Source organism: Leptospira meyeri (assembly GCF_004368965.1).
GTDB classification, from domain to species: domain Bacteria; phylum Spirochaetota; class Leptospiria; order Leptospirales; family Leptospiraceae; genus Leptospira_A; species Leptospira_A meyeri.
In genome coordinates, this window is the sequence record NZ_SORO01000001.1 from 2,799,770 (window position 1) to 2,822,629 (window position 22,860).

A 22,860-nucleotide genomic window follows, 5' to 3' on the forward strand; every position below is an offset into this window, starting at 1 on the left:
ATTATCCTCCGTTTTGAATGTTATTAAATAATAAATATAATGGTATTTGATCGTTACTAATTTGATTGTTTGTTGATGCAAAACAAGATCGTAAACAAGATATTACTGAACCTGAAGTTAGACTTGATTCAATCAAAGCTGGGATTGTTGACTGTGCACAAAATCCAGAGGATGTTTTTGATTTCCAATCAGTCACTTGGCAATTGAAAGAACAAGTTTGTGCTATCCCTGACATATTTTTATATGTTGAGCTAATCAGTCCTTGGCATGTTGTTGTTTTGGTAGCGGATGGAGTATCTGTGAAACTTCCACCGACCGCTGTAGCATACGCTTTGAAACATAAATCTTTATTGGTAATCATGGATTCACATGTTTCTTGCGGAGCGTTTGGTGTAGCTAGGTATTGTAATAAAACTGTTTCTTTATAGGAATCTTCAAATTTTTTTGATTCAGTACAAGAGAACACCATCACAATTCCAAAAAATAGAATAGAATATTTCATTAGAAATGTACCTCCATACCAACGTTAAAGAATGGAATCACTGTTCCACCTGGAAGTTCTAAGGTTCCAAAGGTGTCATTTTCTTTTGGGTTTGTTGCAGAAAATGGTCGGGAGTTGTCGAAATCATATCCATTTTTATTCTTTCTCATATAAACGTTTACGATTTCTAAATACCAGTTTAGATATCCCCATGAATAATTTTCAAAGATATCAAATCGAATATCGAATCTATGAAAGTCGGTTCCACGTTTAACATAACCATATTGCGATGAATATGGATTATTTGAATATTGCGGATTCCAATAGGTTAGTCCATTGAGTGGATTCGAAAATTTACCACCATCATCTCCCACAACGGGTCGAGTCGGAATAGCAGTTAAGTAACTCCATCTTCCCCCAATCTGGAATTTTTCATTCATTCTCCAACCATAAATAAAATTAGCAACATGCGTTCTATCCCAAGGTGCTAATTGTTCGACAGAGTTTGGAAAGTATGCAGCAAGAATTTTCCTTTCAATACCACCTACTTGCGTGTTGTCTCCTTCGTAAACTTGGTATAAGTTTGTGTTTTGGAATGATTGAGACCAAGTATAGGAAATCCAACCAAACCAATCTCTTGTACCAGGACGTGCATTTTTACGGATTAAAAGTTCGTATCCATGGGACCATCCAGAGGCTCTGTTGGAATAATTTAACGGGCGATTGGCGACGATAGGTTGTGTTAGCCATTGACCTTTGTCTGGATTTAAACCGACTGGAGTGGATACATACGGATCGTCGATGATCGTATCAGTAAATTGATTTTTAAAGACTTCCATCTTTACTTGCCAAACTTGATCGATTTTTTGATCAATCCCTGCACTTACTTTACGTGCTCTTTCAAAACGTAAATCAGGGTTTCCTGTTTCAGAGTTGAAGTTTGTGGTTAATGGAAATCTAGAGACATCACCTCCACTTCCATAAATAGTCATTCCTTTCCCAACATCCGGGAATGTGTAAGAAGCTGTGGCCCTTGGCGTTAATGCACCATTACCAGTGACTTGGACATAGTCGTAACGTGCGCCTGGCTCAAATAGAAAATTTCCAAATTTAAAATGAAGAGTCGTGTATGCATTATAATATGGTGAATTTCCTTGAATGCTAATCGGTCGACCCACAAAGTCTGGATTTGCCGAATTGTATGGGTTAGGTGATGGATTGGTTGGATCACGGAGAGCCACTTCTGTTCCATAATCTCTAAAAGAAAACTTTCTGACCTCTGTTCCAAAATCAATTTTTAGAAACTTGGTTGCAGTCCAGTAAGCATCTTGACGAACACCGACATAACTTCCTCTTTGGTATTGTTTTCCTTGGATGGTTCCAAATCCAACGTTGTACTCTCCAATTGGGTCAAAGTTAATCAAAGTTATTCGGTTTTGAAATTTATCACCAGGAATCCAGGTATATCTAAGTGCAGTTGTTCGAAAACTTTGTCCAAAACTTGCTTTGGCACCACTAAGAAGTGCAAATGCAGAAGTTGTTGGATCATTTGCGGGTTTGTTTGGAACGTTAATGGCAAAATTGTCCTGTGCCGTTAAATTATAAAAAGATATTTGGTGTTCGGGTGTGAAATTATGGACGTACTTGATTTGAGAGTCGTTATATCTCGGAAGACGAATCCCTTCTGGCAATAACCCAGTGGCACCTAACGATTTATCCAAATATCCAAGTTTACCAGCAATCGCCAGATATCCTTTACCACCTGAAGTGGGTGTTGCCGCATAAGCAGTTGTGTTCCATAAGGAAACTTGAAAAGCACCTTTTGTCTTTTGCACAGAGTCAACAGTTTCAATTTCAATTATACCACCAGTCGCATTGTTAAAGTTTGCTGGATAAGCACCTGAATATAAATCAATAGATTTAATTAAGTCATTGTGAATGACAGATGTTAATCCATCTAAGTGGAACGGATATAATATTGGAAGGTCATCGTACAGATAGGTATTCGCATTTGGGTTGGCACCGCGTACGATAATTCCGTTGGCTCCACCACCAAATCCAATATTGGGAATGACTCCGGGAAGGGTTTCCAAAGCACGAAGAGCTTCTCCAAAAGTTCCAGGCATTCGTTTGATCTCTTCGTATCGAACTTTAGTTCGAGAAGCTACAGTTTTTTCTCTTTCTCCTTCCACGACGATACCCGTTTTTGGGGCACTTGCTTTTTTTTCCGTGTAAATGGTTCTCGACTCATCTTCAGATCCAATTGAAATTTTAATTTCTTGGATTCCTGTGTCACGTAATAATCGTAATGTGTATTCACCGGGAGATGGAAATTCAAGAGTGACATTTCCTTCTGCATCTGTTTGTGCAAATTTTTTTGTTTCGAAAATCAAAACAGATAAATTCTTTTCTGCAATTTCCTTTTTAGGATTTATTAGTTTCGCACGAATGCTTACCGCAAATAGCGGGGATCCGAAACAAAAAAGGAAAATCCCAAATATAAAAGGTTTATTTAATTTGAATTTTGCTGAGTTCATTGAAGTTTAAATACCAAGGGATATCTCCCGTTTCTTTTTCGAGGTAAATGAGAGTGCAGGGTAGGGGATATCCAAGAAACGGACATTCCGTACGAGTAATGGCAATTGTACACAAATCCAAATTTCTTTGGATTGGTTTATTTACAATCACCAGTGGCGGATTGGGAATTGGATTCCCGCATTTTTCGGAAGCAAATTTTGCTGCGGCATATACTTGGCTTTGTGCATCATTGGTATCTACACGATCGACACCAGGTCCACAGTTTACAATGATTGCTGCGATAACAATTGAGAAACCAATCAGCGTTTTCATTTGTTACCTTTTGCATTTGGGTTTTCAGTTTCTTCTTGTTGACCAACTACATCTGCCGTTACGTTGACTACTGTTACAAGACCTAATGGAAAGTATGCTTTATCTTCTCTTTGGATTTTGATATTGATAAGAGTTTTTCCTGTCGGATATTTCTCCAGAATTTGACTCATCGCAAGCTCTACATTAGGTGCTTTTGTTACTGGAAACATTCCTAATAGATAAAAAGCTGAATCTTGTCCCTTTCCTTTGCCAAGGATCTTGTAATCTGTGGAACGAACAACGGTCGCTGAGTCAAATAAATAAATATCTTTTGAAACATGAGATCCAATGCAACCCATAGCCATGATTGACGCAGATAGGAAACTGATAAAAAAATTGAAAATGGAAGTTTTCATTTGTGGTATTATTTTTTGTTTTTAGTAGTTGTTTGTGATGGAAAACGCACTAAATCACCTTTGATGGTAAAACGGTAACGAGTTAAAGGTCCGAAAATTGATTTGTCATTCCAGTAACGAATGTTAACGAGGGCATCACCTGAATCTTCCTCCATAACTTTTTCATACAAATCGGTGACAGGAGGTTCAGTGAACGGTAAACCGAAGATGATGAAATCCAATGCATACCACGTAAAGGTTTTCTCTACAGTTTTAACAGTTTCGTAAGGAGTGTTAGGGATTGGTTTGTTGCTAGTCGCTATTCCAACTGATGAGGACGCACAATTATTGATAATAAGGGATAAAAATAAGACACTAGTTATAGTGATAAAATGTTTCATAAAAGACTCCGTCTCTGTCCAAATCCCATTTTTATGAGATTGGTCAACGGAATATTTACACTAACGATGATTAACTACTTAACTCGGAATGAACGCTACATATTTCGGAGTGAAATAAAAAATTGTTATAATTTGAGTGCTTCTTTTAGATTTTGAGCAAAGGAACGGCCGACTGGCAAGGTTGTTTCATCCTCATTTTTTAGTTGAATTGTATAAGATCCACCCTTGTCATATCGTAGGCTTGCCACATAATCCAAATTAACCAAAAAACCTTTGTGTATGCGAATGAAGTGTTTTGAAGGCAATTTTTCCTCAATTTCTTTGAGTAATTTTGCCGTTTCGTAATCCTTTTGCGAGGTATGTATCACGCAACTTTTGTTATTTGCAGAAATAAACTGAATGTCTTGAAACGGTAAAAGAAATACGGCAGAATCGGATTGGATTTTTAGATTTGTGTTATTGTTTGTAGGTTGGATTTTAGTTTGTTTTGATTCTTGTAAAAAACGTAAGGCTTTATCTACTGATTTGCGAAATCTTTCGAATGAAAATGGTTTTAACAAATAATCTGTAGCATCCAAATCAAAAGCCTCAACTGCATGCTCACTGTAGGCAGTGGTAATGATGAAAAATGTACTTTTGTTATGTTCCTTTCGTAAAATATCCATCCCATTGACGGCTGGAAGGTTGATATCCATAAAAACCAAATCAAACTGTTTTTCTTGTAGTAGATTTAATGCCTTATCTCCACTTTCTGCAATCCCGGAAAGTTTTAACTCCGAGCAGTTCATAATATAATCCATCATGAGCATCCTGGCAGGATATTCATCTTCTATGATTAATACTGAATAGGTGGATGATTCCATGATTTTAAGTTACATCAATAAAGAAAAAGGTAACATCATCTTTTAGTTCTTCTTCCGAAAACTTGGAAATTTGCACTATAATTTCTTGAGATAATGTTTTTATATCCTTGTCTTTTCCTCTTTCCAGTAGATCAAGTATTTTGCTTTCACCAAATAATTTATTTTCAGCACGCGCTTCCGTGACACCATCGGTGAAAAAAAAGTAACGATCACCAGTTTTCATTTGATGGGTCCATTCTCCGTAAGTAAATGACTCTCTCCAGCCAATGATGGGACCTTTGATATTCATAAATTCGAATTTACCATTGGATCGATTGTATATGAGTGGATTGGGATGACCTGCTGTAGAAAAGGTAATGGTTTTTTTGTCTGAATCAATTAATGCGCAACAAGCAGTGATAAAATATCTGCTAACAAGTGAGGTCAATGCTTGGTTCATATGCTCTAAAACATCTTTCGGTGAGTTGATGTTTTTGGTAGATTCTCTAAATTGAACTTTTACCATTGAAGATACAAAAGCTGCAGGAACACCGTGTCCAGCAACATCTGCAATTAACAAAAGCAAACGATTTTCATCTAATTCCACCCAGTCATATAAATCACCACCTACTTGTTTCATCGGTAAGTAAGTTGTATGAATTCTAATCCCGATAGTGTTTGGATGTTCCTTTGGCAAAAGATAACTTTGGAGTTGGGATGCAAAAAATAAATCCTGTTCGAGGTCTTGGTTTTTTTCTCTTAGTTCGATGGTTCTTTCACGGACACGAATTTCTAAATCTTTTGTGAGAATGGATAGTTCCTTTTCATTTTTTGCATGTCGATAAGATATTGCGACACCTGATAAAATCATAAGAATTAAAAAACCGTATTGTGTTAAGTATATATTTTTTCCTGAAGTCACATCTATTATAATATCTATTGTTGTGCCAATGCAGATACAGATGAAACCGATGGTAAGGAAATATGCTTCTGCTTTTTTTGCTTTGGCAGCTCGAATAACTCCTCTTATAATGAAAAACACAACTATGATTAATGAGAACTCCCAGATCCGTAGTAACAAAATTCTTGTCGGAATTTCAAGTTCCCAAGTTTGCAAAAAAGCAAGGCAAAGAAGGAAAAAAATTAACAATCGCTCATTGAGTTTAAGTTTGGTTTGAAATAAAGAATAACTAAATAAAAAGATAGAAACTGGAAGTAAAGTTTGAGCTGTAAAAAATACTTTTAACCAAAAGAAAAAAGAAAGGTTTGTATATGTGTAACTAATGTTTAGCAGAGGGAGTCTCCACATAACAAAAATTAGCGTAGACAAGAGAAGGTAAAAATTCGATTTTGCCTGTCTTTTGAGGATTATTGAAAAAATTTGGTAAGCACCAATTCCAAAAAACAACATGATAAAACAAAAATCACGTCCATCTTCTCTGATGATAAATTCTTGGAGTTGTTCGTAATTTCCCATTACTGGAATTTTTCTAAATAATCCTCCTTGAAAGGTTTTGTTACGAAAATGGATTTCGATTTCTAATTGGTTTATTTGATTTTCTTTGAGAACTGAGCTTGGAATAAAATATAAACGTTTGTAATACCAGTTTGGCAAATACAAACCTTCCTTTGAAATTTGGCCAGTCTCTCCTAACAATACACCGTTGATAAAAAGTTTGTCCACCTCTTGAACCCTGTCTAAATAGATACCAAGGGGTTTGTTGTCTGGTTCGTAGTAGAAGCTAGTTTTATAACTTCCATGGACAGGCGGGTTCAACCCTTGTAAAGAAAGCCCTTTCCCCACTTGGATGGGGATTGTTTTTCCTTGGGACGTAAAGGTCCAACCTTCCGGAATCTTCGTAAGGTACTTTGAACTTACTTTAAGTGGTTCCGAGGAAAGCGAAATGACCGCAGTAAGGACAATGGGGAAAATAAATGAGAGGATTCTCATCACTATCGGATAAAGTTAGTTGTGTACAACAAGAAAGCAAGTTGATTTTCAATCTCTTGTTTGGTTTAGTTTATTTTTTGGAGAAAATCTAAATGACAATCACTCAACTTCGATATATCGTTGCTTTGGATCAATTAAAGAGTTTTGCAAAAGCCGCCGAACATTGTTTAGTTGCTCAGCCAACTTTGAGTTTACAAATCCAAAAAGTTGAGCAAGAGCTTGGGTTTGAATTATTTGATCGGAAAAAAAATCCAGTCATTACCACCAAATTGGGCAAAGCTGTGGTTGACCAAGCTAAAAATACATTAAAAGAGGCGGACAAACTCTTTGAAATTGCGGGTCAATGGAAGGACGAACCAGCCGGGAGTATATCGATTGGAATCATTCCTACTGTAAGTAATTATTTGATTCCTTCTATATATTTAAGTTTGCAAAAAGAATTTTCCAAGGTCAATTTCCGAATTTCAGAACTTCCTACCCTAACTATTTTAGAAAAATTAGAATCAGAGGAAATCGATTTGGGGATTCTTGCCACTCCGCTTAAGATTCCAAATATCGTAGAACATCCACTTTATTATGAACCGTTCGTTGTTTATTATCCCAAAGATGCAAAAGAAAAATCTACATCTGTTTCAATGAAACATATCGAGAAATATCCTTTGCTTGTACTTGGAGAAGAGCATTGCTTCAGGCACCAGTCTTTGAAAATATGCAACCGAAATGCGCTTGCAAAAATTGAAAGTGGAAGTGTGGAAACTTTGAAAAGAATGGTGGATATGGGTATAGGAGTGACCTTATTGCCCAAATTAGCTGTCGGAAAATCATCGGAACGAGTGGTACCGTTTCAATCGCCCGAACCTGCTCGTGAAATTAGTTTGGTTTATAAAAAAGGTTTTTATAAAACTAAAATATTAAAAAAACTTACCAGTTTGATTCTCGATGTGATTCCAAAGGAATACCATTCAAAAGAAAAATTTAAAATCATCGGGGTGTCTCTGAACCAGGACTAAACCAGCGAAATAGTTTTCATAAATCTTGTCATTTATAGTATTTATTTTACAAATGACCTATTTCCGGGTATATTCTTCTTAACTACAAAGGAGGATATTCAATGTCCAATATCAACACTCAAATTCCAGACTTTACTACGGAAGCTTTCCATAATGGGGCTTTTAAAAAAATTAGCAAAAAAGACGTACTTGGAAAATGGTCCGTTTTTGTTTTTTATCCTGCGGATTTTACATTTGTTTGTCCAACCGAACTAGGCGATGTAGCAGATCATTATGAAGAACTCCAAAAAATGGGAGTCGAAGTTTATTCTGTTTCTACTGACACTCACTTTGTTCACAAAGCTTGGCATGAAGCAAGTGATACCATTAAAAAAATCAAATTCCCAATGTTAGGTGATGCTTCGGGAAAGATCACTAGAGGATTTGGAATTATGATTGAAGATGATGGTCAAGCACTTAGAGGAACATTTGTAGTGAATCCGGAAGGTGTGATTAAAACTGCTGAGATCCATGATCTTGGAATTGGTCGCTCTGCAGATGAACTCGTTCGCAAAGTGCAAGCTGCGCAATATGTTGCAAACAACGATGGCGAAGTATGTCCAGCAAAATGGAAACCAGGTAACACAACATTGAAACCAGGCCTTGACTTGGTCGGAAAAATTTAAACTTAATTAGGCGGGCAAAGCCCGCCTAAATCGGGAGGTTATTATGTTAGATGAATCAACAAAAGAACAAGTAAAACAATACTTTGGAAGAATCAAAAATCCTGTAAAGATAAGATTGTATTCAGGAGTTCATGAAAAAAGAGAAGAGTTAGTTGCATTTTTAGATGATATTGTTTCTCTTTCTTTTCAAATTTCATTGGAACATTCTAAAGAAAAAAATGATGGTCTTCGTTTTGCGATTTTTTCAGAAAATAAACATACGGGAATTGAATTTTCTGGAATCCCAATGGGTCATGAATTTACTTCTTTTATTTTGGCGATTTTACAATCCGGTGGGAATCCAATCAAATTAGAAGAGGGAATTCTTTCTGCAGTTTCAAAATTAAAAGAAAATTTGAATTTTGAAACGTTTATCTCACTTGATTGTCATAACTGTCCGGAAGTGGTACAAACTCTAAATAGTTTTGCACTAATCAACCCATCCATATCTCATAATATGATTGATGGAGCTATGTATCCAGATCTTGTGAAGGAAAAAAATATCCAGGGTGTTCCTGCTGTTTTTTTAAATGGCAAACGTTTTCTTTCTGGAAAGGCAGAAGCATCCGTAATCTTTGATAAATTATTAGAATTATATTCGGTTCCCGAGTCGAACGAAGTATCTACGGAACTTTCTAATTCATCTGAAATTTATGATGTCACTGTCATTGGTGGAGGACCTTCTGGTGTGACAGCGGCGGTGTATTCTGCTAGAAAAGGATTAAAAACCCTAGTCATTGCAGATCGGTTAGGTGGACAAGTAAAAGATACTTTAGGCATCGAGAACATCATATCTTTACCCTATACAACTGGTCCTGAGTTGACTCATGTATTATCTGAACAACTTGATAAAAACCAAATTAAAAAGAAAGAAAATGTCCGTGTGTTAAAGATTGAATCTGGAAATTTAAAAACCATTCATTTGAATACGGGTGAACAAATTCTCACTAAAACTGTGATACTCTCAACGGGCGCAAAATGGCGTGAACTCAACGTTCCTGGTGAAAGAGAATTTGTTGGAAAAGGTGTTGCTTATTGCCCTCACTGTGATGGTCCATTTTTTAAAGACAAAGATGTTGCTGTTGTCGGTGGAGGAAATTCTGGAGTCGAAGCAGCTTTGGATTTAAGTGGAATTGTAAAATCAGTCACATTGATCGAGTTTGGTGACAAACTCAATGCAGACAAAGTGTTGTTAGATAAGGTCGCTTTATCTCCCAATATTAAAACCCTCGTAAAAGCCCAAACCATGGAAATCCAAACTAATTCGGAAAAAGTTACTGGACTTACTTATAAGAACAGAACTTCAGAAGAGTCGGAAACCATTCCCTTGGATGGAGTATTTGTACAGATAGGACTTGTACCAAATAGCAGTTTTGTGAAGGATTTAGTGGCAACTAATCGATTTGGGGAAATTTTGGTTGATGAGAAATGTAAAACAAGCGTGGAAGGAATTTTTGCTTGTGGTGATGTGACGAACACACCTTACAAACAGATCATCATTGCAATGGGGGAGGGAGCAAAAGCTGCAATTAGTGCGTTTGAGTATCTTCTACACGCTGCTTGATAATAACCATCTTTCAAGAGCAGAATAAAGATCGGCGGAGGAGATTGGTTTGGTGAGAAAATCATTCATCCCAGACTCTATCGCCGTATCTTTAACAGAAAAAAACGCTCCTGCAGTTAAAGCAATGATGGGAGTTCTATTGATTGATCCTTTTTCCAGTTTTCTAATTTCGATTGTAGCCGTATAACCATCCATCACCGGCATCTGTAGATCCATAAAAATTAAATCAGGTGCTTTTTGTTGGAACTGTTTAACGGCGTCGGCTCCGTCGGTTGCAAATCTTAGTTGTATATGAGGGTATCTTTTTAGTAACATTTTTGATAAAAGTTTTTTGTTTAAATCATTGTCTTCTACTATCAAAATATCATTTCGAATTTGTTTGTTTTCAACAATAACGGTTTCTTCAGGCGCCGTTAGTTTTTCTTCAAATAAATTAGAAGAGACAGATCCTGTTGCATTGACCTCTAAGGACAAAATAAAACTAAACCTACTTCCATTTCCAAGTTCACTATCAATTTTTAGTTGTGAGTTCATTTTTTGTATGAGTTGGTTTGTGATAGAAAGACCAAGTCCTGTCCCACCGTACTTACGGGTGATGGATGTATCAGCTTGCGAAAAGGAATCAAACAATTTTAGTTTTGAATTTGGATCAATACCTATTCCTGTATCAGAAACAGCAAACTCGATATCAATGATATCTCCGACTTGTTTAAGTGGTTTAACGGATACATCAACCTTTCCTTCGTGAGTGAATTTAATTGCATTTCCAATAAGATTGGAAAGCACTTGTCTGAGTCGTAAAGGATCTAAAGAAACAAATTTTGGTAAGTGGGAATCCAAATGTAGGTTTAGAGGAATCGCTTTGGATGCAGCTGAAATTTGGAAAAGGTCAACAGTTGACTGAACTAAATCTATTAAATCTGTACTAATAAATTCTAGATCCATCTTCCCTGAATCAATTTTTGAAAAATCAAGAATTTGGTTTACTAAAGATAATAAACTCTTTCCAGAAAGGAAAATACTTCTCAAATACTCTTTTTGTTCGTCCGAAAGTGAGGAGTGTAACAAGAGTTCTGTGAATCCGATGATTCCATTGAGTGGAGTTCTAATTTCATGGCTCATATTGGCCAAAAAATTTCCTTTTGCCATATTTGCCGCTTCAGCCATTTCTTTAGCTTTTCGAAGTGTATATTCTATTTTTTTAGTTTCTGTTAGATCGGTATTGGAACCAACCATTCTGATTTTGTTTCCATAAGAATCTCTTTGGATATAACATCTTGATAAAACATGGGCATAATTACCTTTTCTTTTTTTCATCTGAAAACTGAATTCAAAAGTTTCTCTCTGTGAGAGCATGATGTTTTCTAAAAATTCTGAAACCCAATCTAAATCATCTGGATGAATCAAACTTTTCCAATAACCGATTGGGACATTGTCTGCCTTATCATCATTCCCAAATTCTAACCACCACCTGCGAGAGTAGATAACTGTGTCGTTTACTAAATCCCAATCAAACCAACCATCCGAACTAACTTCCAAAATTAAAGCATAGCGTTCGTTAGATTCTCTTAATGCTGTTTCTGCACGTTTTTGCTCTGTAATATCTTTGCTTGCCCCGACAATGAATTTAAATTTTCCTTCTACTTCAATGGGAGTGAGAGCAGTTGTCCAAATTTTTGTTCCCGCAGGCATTGGAATACTTTCTTCATATGAAATGGTTGTTTTTGCATTTAAAACATTTTTGTAATTTTTAATGACTGGTTGTCCCAACTCTTCACCAAGTAACTCGACCGGTGTTTTGCCTTGGATGAAAGATTGAGTGATACCTGTTGATCTTTCATAAGCTAAATTGATGCGACGGATGATAAAGTTACCATCATCCATTACCTCCACAAGAAACATTGAATCTTGGCTTCCATTAAACAAAATATTGTTTTCGAGTAACAACTGTTTTATTTCGCTGGGTTCGTTTTTGATGATATCTTGGAGGGAAAGTAATTCTGAGATATCGGCAAGAATTCCATCGAATCGTAAGATTTCTCCATTTTCATTTCGAATCAGCCTTCCTTGGCATTGTACAAACTTGATTTTTTTACTTTTGGTTTGAATTCGATAACGAACTTGAATTTTATCACCAGCATTAAGTGATGTTAACGCAGCCTCGACAATAGCACGATCTTCCTCGAGGATTAAATTTTTCCAATTATCGTGCGCGTCTGTAAAATATTCTCTAGGGTATTCGGTGAGAGTTTCTGCCGATGGGCTAATATACAGAATTTCTAATTCTGGAAAATTTGCCGAAAAAACAACCTCCTCCATTGCGGAGAGAATTTGTTTTTCCAGAGATGGCGGAGGCAAGTCCATACCAGTGATTGGACGTATTTTTCCGAAATTTTTAACATGCTAAATTAGGATTTTCTAATAAGAAAGGGTAGGGCTAGTTGAGGGGTGAATCGACTGTAATTCATTCCCAAAAGTTCCTGATCGTTCAAAATCCGAAATTCATCTACGAAATAGGGCCAAGGAAAAGGTGCTTCTTTTGTGTACTCAAGGATCAAACTTGGGTTTCCATCAAGCCTTGACTTTCCAATTGACAGCTTCATGGGATGGCGCATTTGAAACTCTGTTGCTTTGGGTGGTAAAAAGAGATTATAAGCAATCTCCGATCCATCGAACGATTTGCCCCACCAATGACGAAAAGACATAAAATTCAAACTGAGACGGGCACCAGATTGGAACCATCGGGGACCTAGCCAATCGGCTTGGTAATTTCCAATAGGAAAGGAGTTCGGCGCTTTTAATTCCAAAAACTGTTTTTTGAATTGAGATAGGGACATCGTCATTAAACAAATTCCAAAATGACAAAAGCATAGCGAAAAATCCGATCTGAATAAAAAAATATAGAAAGAAATTCCATTTCATTCAGGAAAGAGTTGGCAACGGGAAATGCCAATCGTAGAACAGGGGACATTCGAATTTCGGAGTCCATATGCGTAAGTTAGTCCTTACTTTTGGTTTGTTGTTTTTTCTTAGTTCTTGCCATTCCATTTCGGGTTTTTTTCGTTCCATTAAACGCACTATTTTTCCAAGTAGTTGTCGTATCGAGGTGAAGCTCGACACTACAGATTTAAAATATTTAGAGGATCTTTGGGATTATCGATTTACCGTTACAGAAGATACCAATTTGTTAGAGTTCACATCCGCTGTTCAAATTTCTCCAAAACCATCCAATCCTAAATTCGAATTTTCTGATTATGTAAGTCGAGAGTTTTCTCTCGATACTTGGAATTTTGATCCAGGTGTTGCTTATGAAATCATAATCGAAAAGTTTTATGCAGAGAATGATTGTTTTTTAGAAACACCTGTTAGCTTTAAACTCCCGGTAATGCAAAGAAAACCATCTTTCTATTTATCCAGGGAAAATATATTTGAATCCAATTTAAACAAAGTACTTCCTATTTCAATTTCAAATGTGCCTGAATTCCAAATTCGTTCTGCTGAATTGTCAGTTCCTGTTCTTGTAAATGCAGTGGCAACATTGGGCGATAAATATTATGAATTTGAAAACCAACTAAATTGGAAAAAGACGGTTTGGAAATCTGGCATCAAGGTGAATTCTTTTGGAAATCAAGGAATGGATATTGACCAATATTTTGGACCCAAACCAAACACAAAGTCCTGGATAGCATTTCAGTTAGGTGCCAATGTCATTGGTGATAATAATAAAGAAGAGTACAAAAAAGAATCTATTTTTTTACAATCTACCAATTTAGGAATCACGACAAAATTAGACCCAAATACAATCCATGTTTGGGTTCATAGTTTATCTAAAGCAGAACCAGTTGCGAATACGGATATTAGTTTGTATGAAAAAGGTAGTCTGCGTGGAACTTGTAAAACGGATAAAGATGGTTATTGTACGACGCCTTCTATAAGTGATACTAAAGCATTCGGCAAATCTGTGTTAATTGCGGAAGATCCTTCTGGTGATAAAGCATTTTTACATTTTAATGAAACACATATTGAAGGTTATAGTGACTATTACACAGAAAACCATGTAAAAGGAAAAATTTACTTTGATCGGAAACTATATCGACCTGGAGATCGAGTTGAGGTGAAAACTGTCCTTGCTGATAGAAAAAACGGTGTTTTGGTTCCTTATTCTTCGAAAGTAGTAAATATACAAATTCGAGATTCGAGAGGAAAGGATATATCAAATGTAAATTTAACTTCTACATCACAAGGTGGTGTTTTCACAAGTTACTTGATTCCTTCTGATGCTCCTCTTGGGCATTATTCTGTATCAGTTTATGTTTCAGGAAAAGAATACTCGGTTACTTACGATACCTTCCAAGTAGAAGAATTCCGCCCTGTTAATTTTATGGTGAACGTAAATTTGGCAAATAATGTAAATAAAAATCAAAATTTAAAAGGATCGGTAGAGGGAAAATATATGTTTGGGGCTCCGATGGCAGGAGCTAAGATTAGTTATTCGGTTCTAAAAAGGAAAAGGTATATATCTTTTGATACTTTTCCTAATTATGATTTTTCAGATACTTGGAATGATTACGAGGACGAATATTCGAGTGGTAATTCTGATTATGTAACTGGATCTGAAGGTGTATTGGATAATAAAGGTATTTTTAATTTGGACATTCCGATTAGCGATTTAACAAGTAAGTTTGTCACTGATGGAGAAAATATCGAAATTGCAGATTCATATAACTTGATTGTGGAATCTTCTGTTTTTGATGTAGATGGAAAATCTGTCACTAAGTCTTCCAGTTTACCTTACAATCCATCTGAAACCTATGTTGGCTTAAAATGTAATGATCGATACCAATCAATGGATAAACCGTTCCAATTTAGCGCAATGGCTGTCAATGTACAAGGTAAAGCAGTAGCAGGTGCTGATTTAAAAGCGTATATCATCTATAATGATTGGACTTCAGTTCTTTCCAAAGGTCTAGGAAAGTTCTTTTTTCGTAGCAACCAACTAACAAAAAAAATTGTAGAGGTGAAAAACCTCACTTCGAAAGCAGATGGAAATTCTTTTGAATACAGGGCGAAGGATTCCGGAAGTTATACTGTTCTCGTTTTAAACCGGGACAAAGTATTTTCTCGAGTGGATTTTTACGCTTATGAAAAAGAATCTTACTACACTTGGGACTTTCGTGGTGACGATTCCATCGAGTTACGTTCGGATAAAAATGAATACAAAATTGGCGATAAGGCAAAAATCTTAATCAAATCTCCTCTGCAGAATGCTCGGGTGATTGTCACAGTGGAAAGGGATTCTGTTTATTTTAAAAAATCTTTCTTAATGAAAGGAAACAGTTCTCCTCTTGAAATTCCAATTGAAGAATCTTATCTTCCTAACGTAGATGTAAATGTTGTTATGTTGTCCGGGAGATTGCCTGTTCCTGACGGACTTTCTGCAGATGATATTAAAGAGTTCAATGAACAAGATTTAGGTGCTCCAAAAGCCAAAACAGGCTCCGTCACCTTAAAAGTCAATTTAGCTTCTCGAACTGCACCGGTAGTTATCAAAACGGATAAAGCCGAATACCAACCGAGAGAACAAGTTAAACTTTCGATCCAAACCAATCCTGGGGCCGAACTCACTGTATCGGTAGCAGATCGAGGGGTATTGGATTTGGTTGGGTACTCTTTTCAAAGTCCAGTGCAAATGTTCTATCAATATTGGTATAGTATCGTAAAAACCTTTGAACTTCGTAGCATGATCATCAAACATTATATATACGAAAATAAAGGAGATAGCCCTGGAGGGGACTATGGTGAAGATTCAGGAGGAGGATTTTCTGCTGAATCAGAATCAGGTGCAAGAAAGGATTTTCGTTACACTGCTTATTGGAACCCGGTTGTCACAGCCGATAGTAGTGGCAATGCCGATTTAAGTTTTACGTTACCAGATAATTTAACAACATTTCGAGTTATGGTTGTTTCTTCTTCTAATGGAAAATATGGAGCATCCAATTCTGAATTCATTGTCAAAAAGAATTTAGTTTTACAGAAGACTGTTGCGCGATTCATTCGCGTAGGCGATAGTTTAGAGTTAGGTGGAAGTATCACAAACAATACGAAGAAAAAAGGAAAATTTAAATATAAAATCGATTCAAAATTTCTTTCACAGGACAAAGGTTGGTCTTCCATCGAACTCGCTGCCGGCCAAACGAAAGAAGTGCTAAAAACATTTCAAATCTCGGAAGCACAGTATATCAAATTAAAACTGGACCATCCAAAAGATGAGATTCAATTAGCTTATCAAATTTCAGTGGAACCGGAAAATGGCACCGAGTTTGCTGATATGAAAAAATCGGATCTTTCTGATGTTTTGGCAGTTACGATTCCTATCAAAGAATTTGATCCAGTAACTTCCGTGCAATTTTCGGGTTATACTGATTCGGAACATAAAACTTTAATCGCTTTTCCAAAAAAAGATTCTATTTTACTCAATAAGGGATCGTTAGACATCCGTTTGTCGGGAACTGCTCTTACTGCCTTAAAATCAGCCTTTGATTTTTATGAATCAAACCCTTATTTTTGTATGGAACAAAGAACGTCCGCTTATTTACTTTCTTTGAGTGCTGGTGAGTTGCTAAAAGAATTTCAGTACAAAGCACCGTCAAAAGATTCTTATGATTTTACCCAAATCGAAAAGTTGTTTTTGGATGAGATGTCTGAATTTCAAGCTGCCGATGGAAGTTTTAAAGTATGGAAAGGACATGGAAGAACAGGTTACCCATACTTAACTGCTTACATTGTTTCGGTAATGCAGATAGCAAAAGAAAAAGGAAAAAGATCTAATCAGCAAGCGTACCAAACTGCGATTCAATACTTACAAAACTATTTCAAAAATCCAACAGAAACTTCGACAAATTCCTATCAAACTCTTAGTTTAATTTACTCGGTTCTTTCGAAAGACAAGAAGGATGTCCACTCCTTAGAGAAAACATTGGTAGATAATTTCGAAGAACTAAATTTAAAATCACGTGGTATTTTTTTAACAGCTTATGCAGAAACCCACAAACTTGAATCTTATGAATCAGATCCTGTTTTTAAAAAGTTATTTCTAGAATATACTAAGTACATTTCATATGAAAAAGAATTATTCACTCTAAAACCGATTAAACAAAAAAATGATGAATATTATTATTATTCTTACTATAGTTCTCCAACTGTCCTCGGAAACTATTTAAGATTGTTGCTCAGAGTTGATTCAAAAAATCCTAGAATTGTCGATTTAGTAAAATCGATTATGATGGATCGACAAAATCATTTCTGGGGGGACAGTCATAGCGTAGGAACCATTGCTTTAGCACTTTCTGAATATAGAAATCGATTTGAGTCGACATCGTCTGAAACAGAAGGACAGGCTATCTTTGGTGAAAAAACTTTGATTGATGAATCCTTTTCTCCTTCATCAGATTCTATTTATAAGGAAGAAATCACCTTCGACCGTCTCTTTGAAGGAAAAGATCCCACCAGCCGTCCTTTACTTTTTAAACGTACAAGTACAGAAGGAAGACTCTACTTTCAATCTAGATTGATGTACATTCCTGTAAAAGACACCACCACACAAAAGTTTAATGGTCTGGAAATTAGAAAAACAATATTCCGAATTGATGGAAGAGACTCGAATGGTGATCCCATATTGAAAGAGGTAACAAACTTGCAAAGAGGATCTACCTATCTTGTGAAATTAAAAGTGTTAAGTAACTCGGATCAAGCCTTTGGAATGATCATCGATCCAATCCCTAGTAACACAGAAATTGTAAATACTTCCTTTCTGACTGAAAAAAATTCCGATGCCGAAGACACCGAAGTTACAGATAATTATTATGGTAGTTATAAAGAATATCGTGATGACCGAGTGATTTTTTCAGAAGACCGAATTGAAAGAGGAGAAACGGAGTTTAATTATATTTTGAGACCTGTTGCCAAAGGGAATTCAATCATGCCTGCATCAAAAACATTTTTGATGTATCATCCACAGTTTTATGGAAATACCAATACGATTCGAGTGAAAGTGGATTGATCTCTAAAAAAAAGTTCATTATTTATACCCTGTTAGTAGGAGGAACTACATTTCTGCTAGCAGGTTTTTTGCTACGACCTATATCTTTTGATTCATTACGAAATCAAATAACAATTCGTATCCTATCTAAAGAAGGTACCTTGATTGGGAGAGGAAAGAATCAAAATCAAACAAAACAAGATTGGGAAAATGTTGAAGAGTATCCTAGTTTCGTACCTGAGATTTTAAAGATTGCTGAAGATAAACGTTTTGATGTCCACCATGGTGTTGATATTTTGGCGGGATTCAATTCTCTTTACTCCTATTTTTTTTCCAAGGGAAAAAGGGGAGGAGCTTCTACTCTTACGATGCAACTGGTACGAATTCAAAATCCTGAAATTCGGAATTATTCTTTTTTACTGCGAAAGGGCTTGGAAGTGATCGAGGCATTTCGATATGAGTTATGGCTTACTAAATCAGAGATTTTAGAAGCTTATTTAAATTCAGTTTCCATTCACTCAAATATTGTTGGATTTCCTTCCGCATCACTAGAGTTATTTGGAAAGCATGTTCGTTTTTTGTCGATTGAAGAAACATTGTATTTAACTGTTTTAATCCGAAAAAACCAAACAAAATTTGAGGAATTATCATTACGGTATCTCAATTTGAGAAAAAAAATTCCCTATGAAATTCCGATACTCAAAGACCCAAATGAACTTACGATTCACCATCATTCTAAGGTTAAATTGGATTATGCAGACCAATGGAAAGGGGAAAATCAACACTTTCTCAATTGGATTCGAATGTTGATTTTGATTCCTTCGGAGGAGTTTGTTTCTTCCATATCCTCTGAGTTGAATTTTGAATTAAACTCTATCGTTAATTCCGAATTAAAAGGATTAGAGAGATGGAATGTATCAAACGCATCAGCAATCGTTTTGGAAAGAGTTCCTGGTAAGGAGGATGAACTAGAACTTAAAGCAATGATTGGTTCTAAAAATTTCTTTGAAGACGGGAATGGTATGGTAAACGGTACTTTGGCATACAGAGATGCTGGAAGTACATTAAAACCGCTGTTATATGCGATTGCTATCGAAAAAGGTTTTTATAGTGTTAATTCTATTTTTTCCGATGAAAAATATTCATATTCTTTGGGACAAGGTGGAAATTATCTACCTAGAAATGCTGACCTTCGGTATTGGGGGGATATAACACTGGCAGAAGCACTTGGAAATTCAAGAAATATACCTGCTGTGACTACAATCAATCAAATGGGTGTAACCACTTTTTATCGGTTTCTACAATCAGCAGGTTATACCCACCTAAAACAATCTCCTCAGTTTTATGGGCCAGGACTTGCGCTCGGATCTGGAGGAACTAGTCTTCTCCAGCTAACACGTGTATATGGAACTTTCCTTTTGGGAGGTAGATTGCCTAAAATTCGATTAGGGAAAATTGATAAAAATCCTTTTTACTTTGGTTCGTCGACCCGTTTATTTTCTGAAGAAACTGCTGAAGAAATTAAGTTTGTTTTAAAAGATCCAAAACTTAGACAAAGGGCCTTTGGTCGTAGGAGTTATTTAGATTTTCCTTTTCCCGTCTCAGTCAAAACGGGAACTTCAAAGGATTATAGAAACTCTTGGACTGTCGCATTTAATGACTATTATGTGGTCGGTGCTTGGGTTGGAAATTTTTCTGGAGAACGAACGATGGACGTATCAGGTTCTTTCGGTGCAGGAAGAATTGTACAAAATATATTTAGGAATTTAATGAAAGATCGTCCAAAAACGGATTATACGGCAAAGTTCACGGAAACAAAAAACTTTTGTCGCCTAACAGGTAAATTGGCTTTGGCTCAGTGTCCATCTATTGCGTTAAAAGTAAGGAATAAAAAAGGTTCATCGGAATTTTGCGATAAACACAAGGAAGAAACGAATGTGTCTGTACTCGGAGTTGGATTTGTTTATCCTTCTATGGGGCAGATATATTTATATCATCCATCTTATGAAAAAGAAACACAGAGTATTCCAGTAAAAGTTCGCGAAATTAATACTTTAAAAGAGCCAAAATTAATTTGGAATGGGAAAACCGAATTTAAACCTTCTTTAAATGGAGATTTAAGATTACCTATCATAAGGGGAAAACAATCTTTGGTGTTATATGATGGAGAAGAGAAAAAGGCATCTGTTGATTTTGAAGTTAGATAATTATAAATTAATAAATTGGAAATTGTTCTTTCAAAGTAAAAATTCACCGATGACCCTTTTATACCTACTCTTATATTTTTTTCAAGGTCCTATTATATTTTCTTTTGGTGTTTGGATTTATTTTCATGGGCTATGTGTGACTTTATTAGCAGGGGTAACTTTGTGTTTGGATTTTTATCTAAATCATCATCCAAAAGATAAGTTCCGTTTAAAAATTGTGACTAGGTTGTTTTTGTGGTTTCTATTTTTGGTTGTTCTCGGATACCAAGAAGTTTACCAAACTGCGTTAACATTTGAAATTGTTTTCTATTTTTTGAATCATATCCATTATTTGTATTCAGATGTCATTTACTTTTTCTACCAATGGCAAGTTGCGCAATGGATAACATTCGGAATGGGATTTTATGTTTTACTATTCCGAAATCGAAAAATAATCACCTATGTATTGTTATTTGGTGTTTTTTTTGTATTAGTCCTTCGTTTTGATTCTGAACGAAGAAAAATATTGAATCATTCCAACCCAAATACTAGTCATAAAAATTTGAAAGGAAAAAACTTTTTAGAGTCAATCCCTGGGCGACCAAATCTTGTTTTGGTTATGTTAGAAGGAGTCGGAAGAAAACACCTAGTAAAGACTAAATCAAATTATATTGATTTTTCAGTTCTTAAAGATTCTCATTTTTGGATTCCTATGCCACATACTTCTAAAAGTATTTTTACTTGGTTAACGGGAGATTCACAATTGAATTCTACTCGTTTGTCATTTAATGATTCTCTTTTGCATTTGAATCTTCCCAAACAATTAGAGAATTTATACGGCTATCAAACCTTCTTGATTTATACTCAGTCCATTTACTTTGAAGGAATGGATCGTTTTTTCCCAAAAATTTTTCAGACTGTTTGGGATAAATCTTATTTGGAAGAAAAGTATGGAAAACTCTATCCCTCGTTTAGTTGGGGAATGGATGACCGAGTGGTTCTTTCTGCAATGAAACAGGTGTTTGGATCAGATAAAAAACCTTTATTTGTTTTGATAGGTCTCAGTCAAACGCATAGTCCTTATTTTGTTGCAAATGAAGATTCTCAGACTCAATGGCACTCGCCGTTGATTCGTTATGAAGCTTCTTTAAGAGAAGAGCTTACTGTAATTGATTCAATTATTTCCTATTGGAAGGATAATTCACCTAGAGACACTGTTTTGATCATATCGGCAGACCATGGTGAATCTTTTGGAGAAGAGGGAGCACATGCCCACAATTATTCGTTGTACAATCAGGAAACGGATGTTCCTTTTTTGTTGTATTTTATAAAGTCTGGCCAAATTTACCTTCCAAAACTTGGAACTTCAGTCAATTTTAAAGATACCATTTTACACTTATTAAATACAAATGATGGGAAAACAAAAAACAATTTAGAAACAGATTTTTTTGATCCCAATTACCAACCGAATTTATTTTTGAAAACTTGGAATTCGGAAATTCAAAAATCTTGGATCATTAAAGATAAAAAATATATTTATCATAGTGATCGAGATCGATTAATTCAAATGGACTGGTCAGAAAAACAGAGAGTTCCTATCACTGATTTAAGATTGAAACAAAAAATAAAAAATCAAATCCATTCGGGCATGTATTAAGAGGATTTAATTCCATTAAGAAGTGTCAAAATAGAGGTGCTAATAAAACTTTTGAAGTCTAGGACAAACATATCTAATCCATCGTCCTTTACTGCTTCTCGAAATTGATTGGAGGGAAAACCGTGAGACCAAGATCCAACGGCCAAGGCATGACATTGCATCAAAAATATAAAACCTGATTTTTCATTTAGAAATGGAAAAGTTTGGATAAGGAGTGGAAGAATTTTAAAGATTTGTACTTTTAAACTAAGTTTGAATTCTCGAATGGTTTCAACACTTGCATTTTTTTCTAATATCGTTGGAACAATGGGAAGGAGTTTTAAAAAACGAATATGTCGATCCATAGATTCAACAAACCATTTTGAAAATCCTTCGGCGTCTATGTTCTTTGTTTCAGTAAGAAACAATTCCATATCTAAGAACCATGCTTCATAATCTGCTATGTGTACGCGAAGACAGAGATCTTCTTTGGTAGGGAAGTATAAATACAATGTTCCTTTTGCTATTTTGGCTCGTTTCGCAACTTCATCCATTGAAAGTTCGGACCAGTCTTTTTTTTGCAAAAGGAAGGCTGCTGATTGAAGAATAGATGTTCGTTTGGAAAGTTTATCTTTTTCCAATACTGCTCTTTTTTTGGGCGAACGTTCCGCAACCGACAGGCGACTCATACCTCCAGAGTAGAAGAATCCGAAAAAATATGCTAGAAAAAAACGGCTTATTGACTAGAGGTCAATTCAAAACAACCATCAGTCATTTATATTTGACTTAAAGTCAGCGAGAAGATTGAAGTGATAGAGATGAG

At 35.7% G+C, this 22,860-nt stretch carries 16 protein-coding genes; 6 read left to right on the top strand and 10 right to left on the bottom strand.

Annotation, left to right across the window (positions count from 1 at the left end; genetic code table 11):
• Window position 1: 1 nt before the first annotated feature.
• The 7 genes from CLV96_RS13215 to CLV96_RS13245 all read right to left on the bottom strand — a co-directional run bounded on the left by CLV96_RS13215 (window position 2) and on the right by CLV96_RS13245 (window position 6,899).
• Entirely contained in the window at window positions 2-502 is a 501-nt protein-coding gene (locus CLV96_RS13215; RefSeq protein WP_004785467.1) for a hypothetical protein, read from the bottom strand.
• Window positions 502-3,018, bottom strand: a complete 2,517-nt coding sequence (locus tag CLV96_RS13220) for a TonB-dependent receptor plug domain-containing protein (protein ID WP_004787217.1) — start codon at window positions 3,016-3,018, stop codon at window positions 502-504. Before CLV96_RS13220 ends, CLV96_RS13215 begins: the two co-directional genes overlap by 1 nt.
• Entirely contained in the window at window positions 2,990-3,331 is a 342-nt protein-coding gene (locus CLV96_RS13225) for a hypothetical protein (protein WP_004786344.1), read from the bottom strand. The genes CLV96_RS13220 and CLV96_RS13225 overlap by 29 nt, the downstream gene beginning before the upstream one ends.
• Window positions 3,328-3,726, bottom strand: a complete 399-nt coding sequence (locus CLV96_RS13230; protein ID WP_100735001.1) for a hypothetical protein — start codon at window positions 3,724-3,726, stop codon at window positions 3,328-3,330. Before CLV96_RS13230 ends, CLV96_RS13225 begins: the two co-directional genes overlap by 4 nt.
• An 8-nt stretch (window positions 3,727-3,734) precedes the next feature.
• Window positions 3,735-4,106, bottom strand: coding sequence for an LIC20211 family lipoprotein (locus CLV96_RS13235; RefSeq protein WP_040917143.1), 372 nt, complete (start codon window positions 4,104-4,106; stop codon window positions 3,735-3,737).
• 125 nt (window positions 4,107-4,231) lie between these two features.
• Window positions 4,232-4,969 (bottom strand): LytR/AlgR family response regulator transcription factor, encoded by a 738-nt coding sequence (locus CLV96_RS13240; RefSeq protein ID WP_081581540.1) that lies wholly within the window; start codon window positions 4,967-4,969, stop codon window positions 4,232-4,234.
• A gap of 4 nt (window positions 4,970-4,973) precedes the next feature.
• On the bottom strand, window positions 4,974-6,899 hold the full coding sequence (locus CLV96_RS13245; protein ID WP_004786725.1) for a PP2C family protein-serine/threonine phosphatase: 1,926 nt from the start codon (window positions 6,897-6,899) through the stop codon (window positions 4,974-4,976).
• A gap of 92 nt (window positions 6,900-6,991) precedes the next feature.
• Between CLV96_RS13245 and CLV96_RS13250 the strand changes: the two genes are divergently transcribed.
• From CLV96_RS13250 to ahpF, 3 genes are all read left to right on the top strand, one after another.
• The gene (locus tag CLV96_RS13250) at window positions 6,992-7,909 is read left to right on the top strand and encodes a hydrogen peroxide-inducible genes activator (RefSeq protein WP_004784149.1); all 918 of its coding nucleotides are present in this window, start codon (window positions 6,992-6,994) and stop codon (window positions 7,907-7,909) included.
• Between the two features lie 101 nt (window positions 7,910-8,010).
• Window positions 8,011-8,574: an alkyl hydroperoxide reductase subunit C gene (gene ahpC, locus CLV96_RS13255; RefSeq protein WP_004785201.1), complete on the top strand. Its 564-nt coding sequence runs from the start codon at window positions 8,011-8,013 to the stop codon at window positions 8,572-8,574.
• 43 nt (window positions 8,575-8,617) lie between these two features.
• Entirely contained in the window at window positions 8,618-10,177 is a 1,560-nt protein-coding gene (gene ahpF, locus CLV96_RS13260) for an alkyl hydroperoxide reductase subunit F (protein WP_004786508.1), read from the top strand.
• Here ahpF and CLV96_RS13265 read toward each other — a convergent pair.
• Together CLV96_RS13265 and CLV96_RS13270 are read right to left on the bottom strand one after the other, a co-directional pair.
• The gene (locus CLV96_RS13265; protein ID WP_208325396.1) at window positions 10,163-12,541 is read right to left on the bottom strand and encodes an ATP-binding protein; all 2,379 of its coding nucleotides are present in this window, start codon (window positions 12,539-12,541) and stop codon (window positions 10,163-10,165) included. The genes ahpF and CLV96_RS13265 overlap by 15 nt on opposite strands.
• A gap of 44 nt (window positions 12,542-12,585) precedes the next feature.
• Complete coding sequence (locus CLV96_RS13270) at window positions 12,586-13,020, bottom strand: hypothetical protein (protein ID WP_004785384.1); 435 nt, start codon at window positions 13,018-13,020, stop codon at window positions 12,586-12,588.
• Window positions 13,021-13,166: 146 nt separating this feature from the next.
• Here CLV96_RS13270 and CLV96_RS13275 point away from each other — a divergent pair, with 146 nt between their 5' ends.
• Genes CLV96_RS13275 through CLV96_RS13285 form a run of 3 tightly spaced genes read left to right on the top strand, consistent with a single transcriptional unit; the run spans window position 13,167 to window position 22,058 of the window.
• A complete protein-coding gene (locus tag CLV96_RS13275; protein ID WP_004784061.1) occupies window positions 13,167-18,236 on the top strand; it encodes an alpha-2-macroglobulin family protein in 5,070 nt (1,689 codons plus the stop codon).
• Entirely contained in the window at window positions 18,233-20,422 is a 2,190-nt protein-coding gene (locus CLV96_RS13280; RefSeq protein WP_208325397.1) for a transglycosylase domain-containing protein, read from the top strand. The genes CLV96_RS13275 and CLV96_RS13280 overlap by 4 nt, the downstream gene beginning before the upstream one ends.
• A gap of 49 nt (window positions 20,423-20,471) precedes the next feature.
• Entirely contained in the window at window positions 20,472-22,058 is a 1,587-nt protein-coding gene (locus tag CLV96_RS13285) for a sulfatase-like hydrolase/transferase (RefSeq protein WP_004787082.1), read from the top strand.
• Here the strand turns inward: CLV96_RS13285 and CLV96_RS13290 are convergent.
• Complete coding sequence (locus tag CLV96_RS13290; RefSeq protein ID WP_004784116.1) at window positions 22,055-22,726, bottom strand: TetR/AcrR family transcriptional regulator; 672 nt, start codon at window positions 22,724-22,726, stop codon at window positions 22,055-22,057. The two genes, CLV96_RS13285 and CLV96_RS13290, sit on opposite strands and share 4 nt — an antisense overlap.
• Window positions 22,727-22,860: the final 134 nt, after the last annotated feature.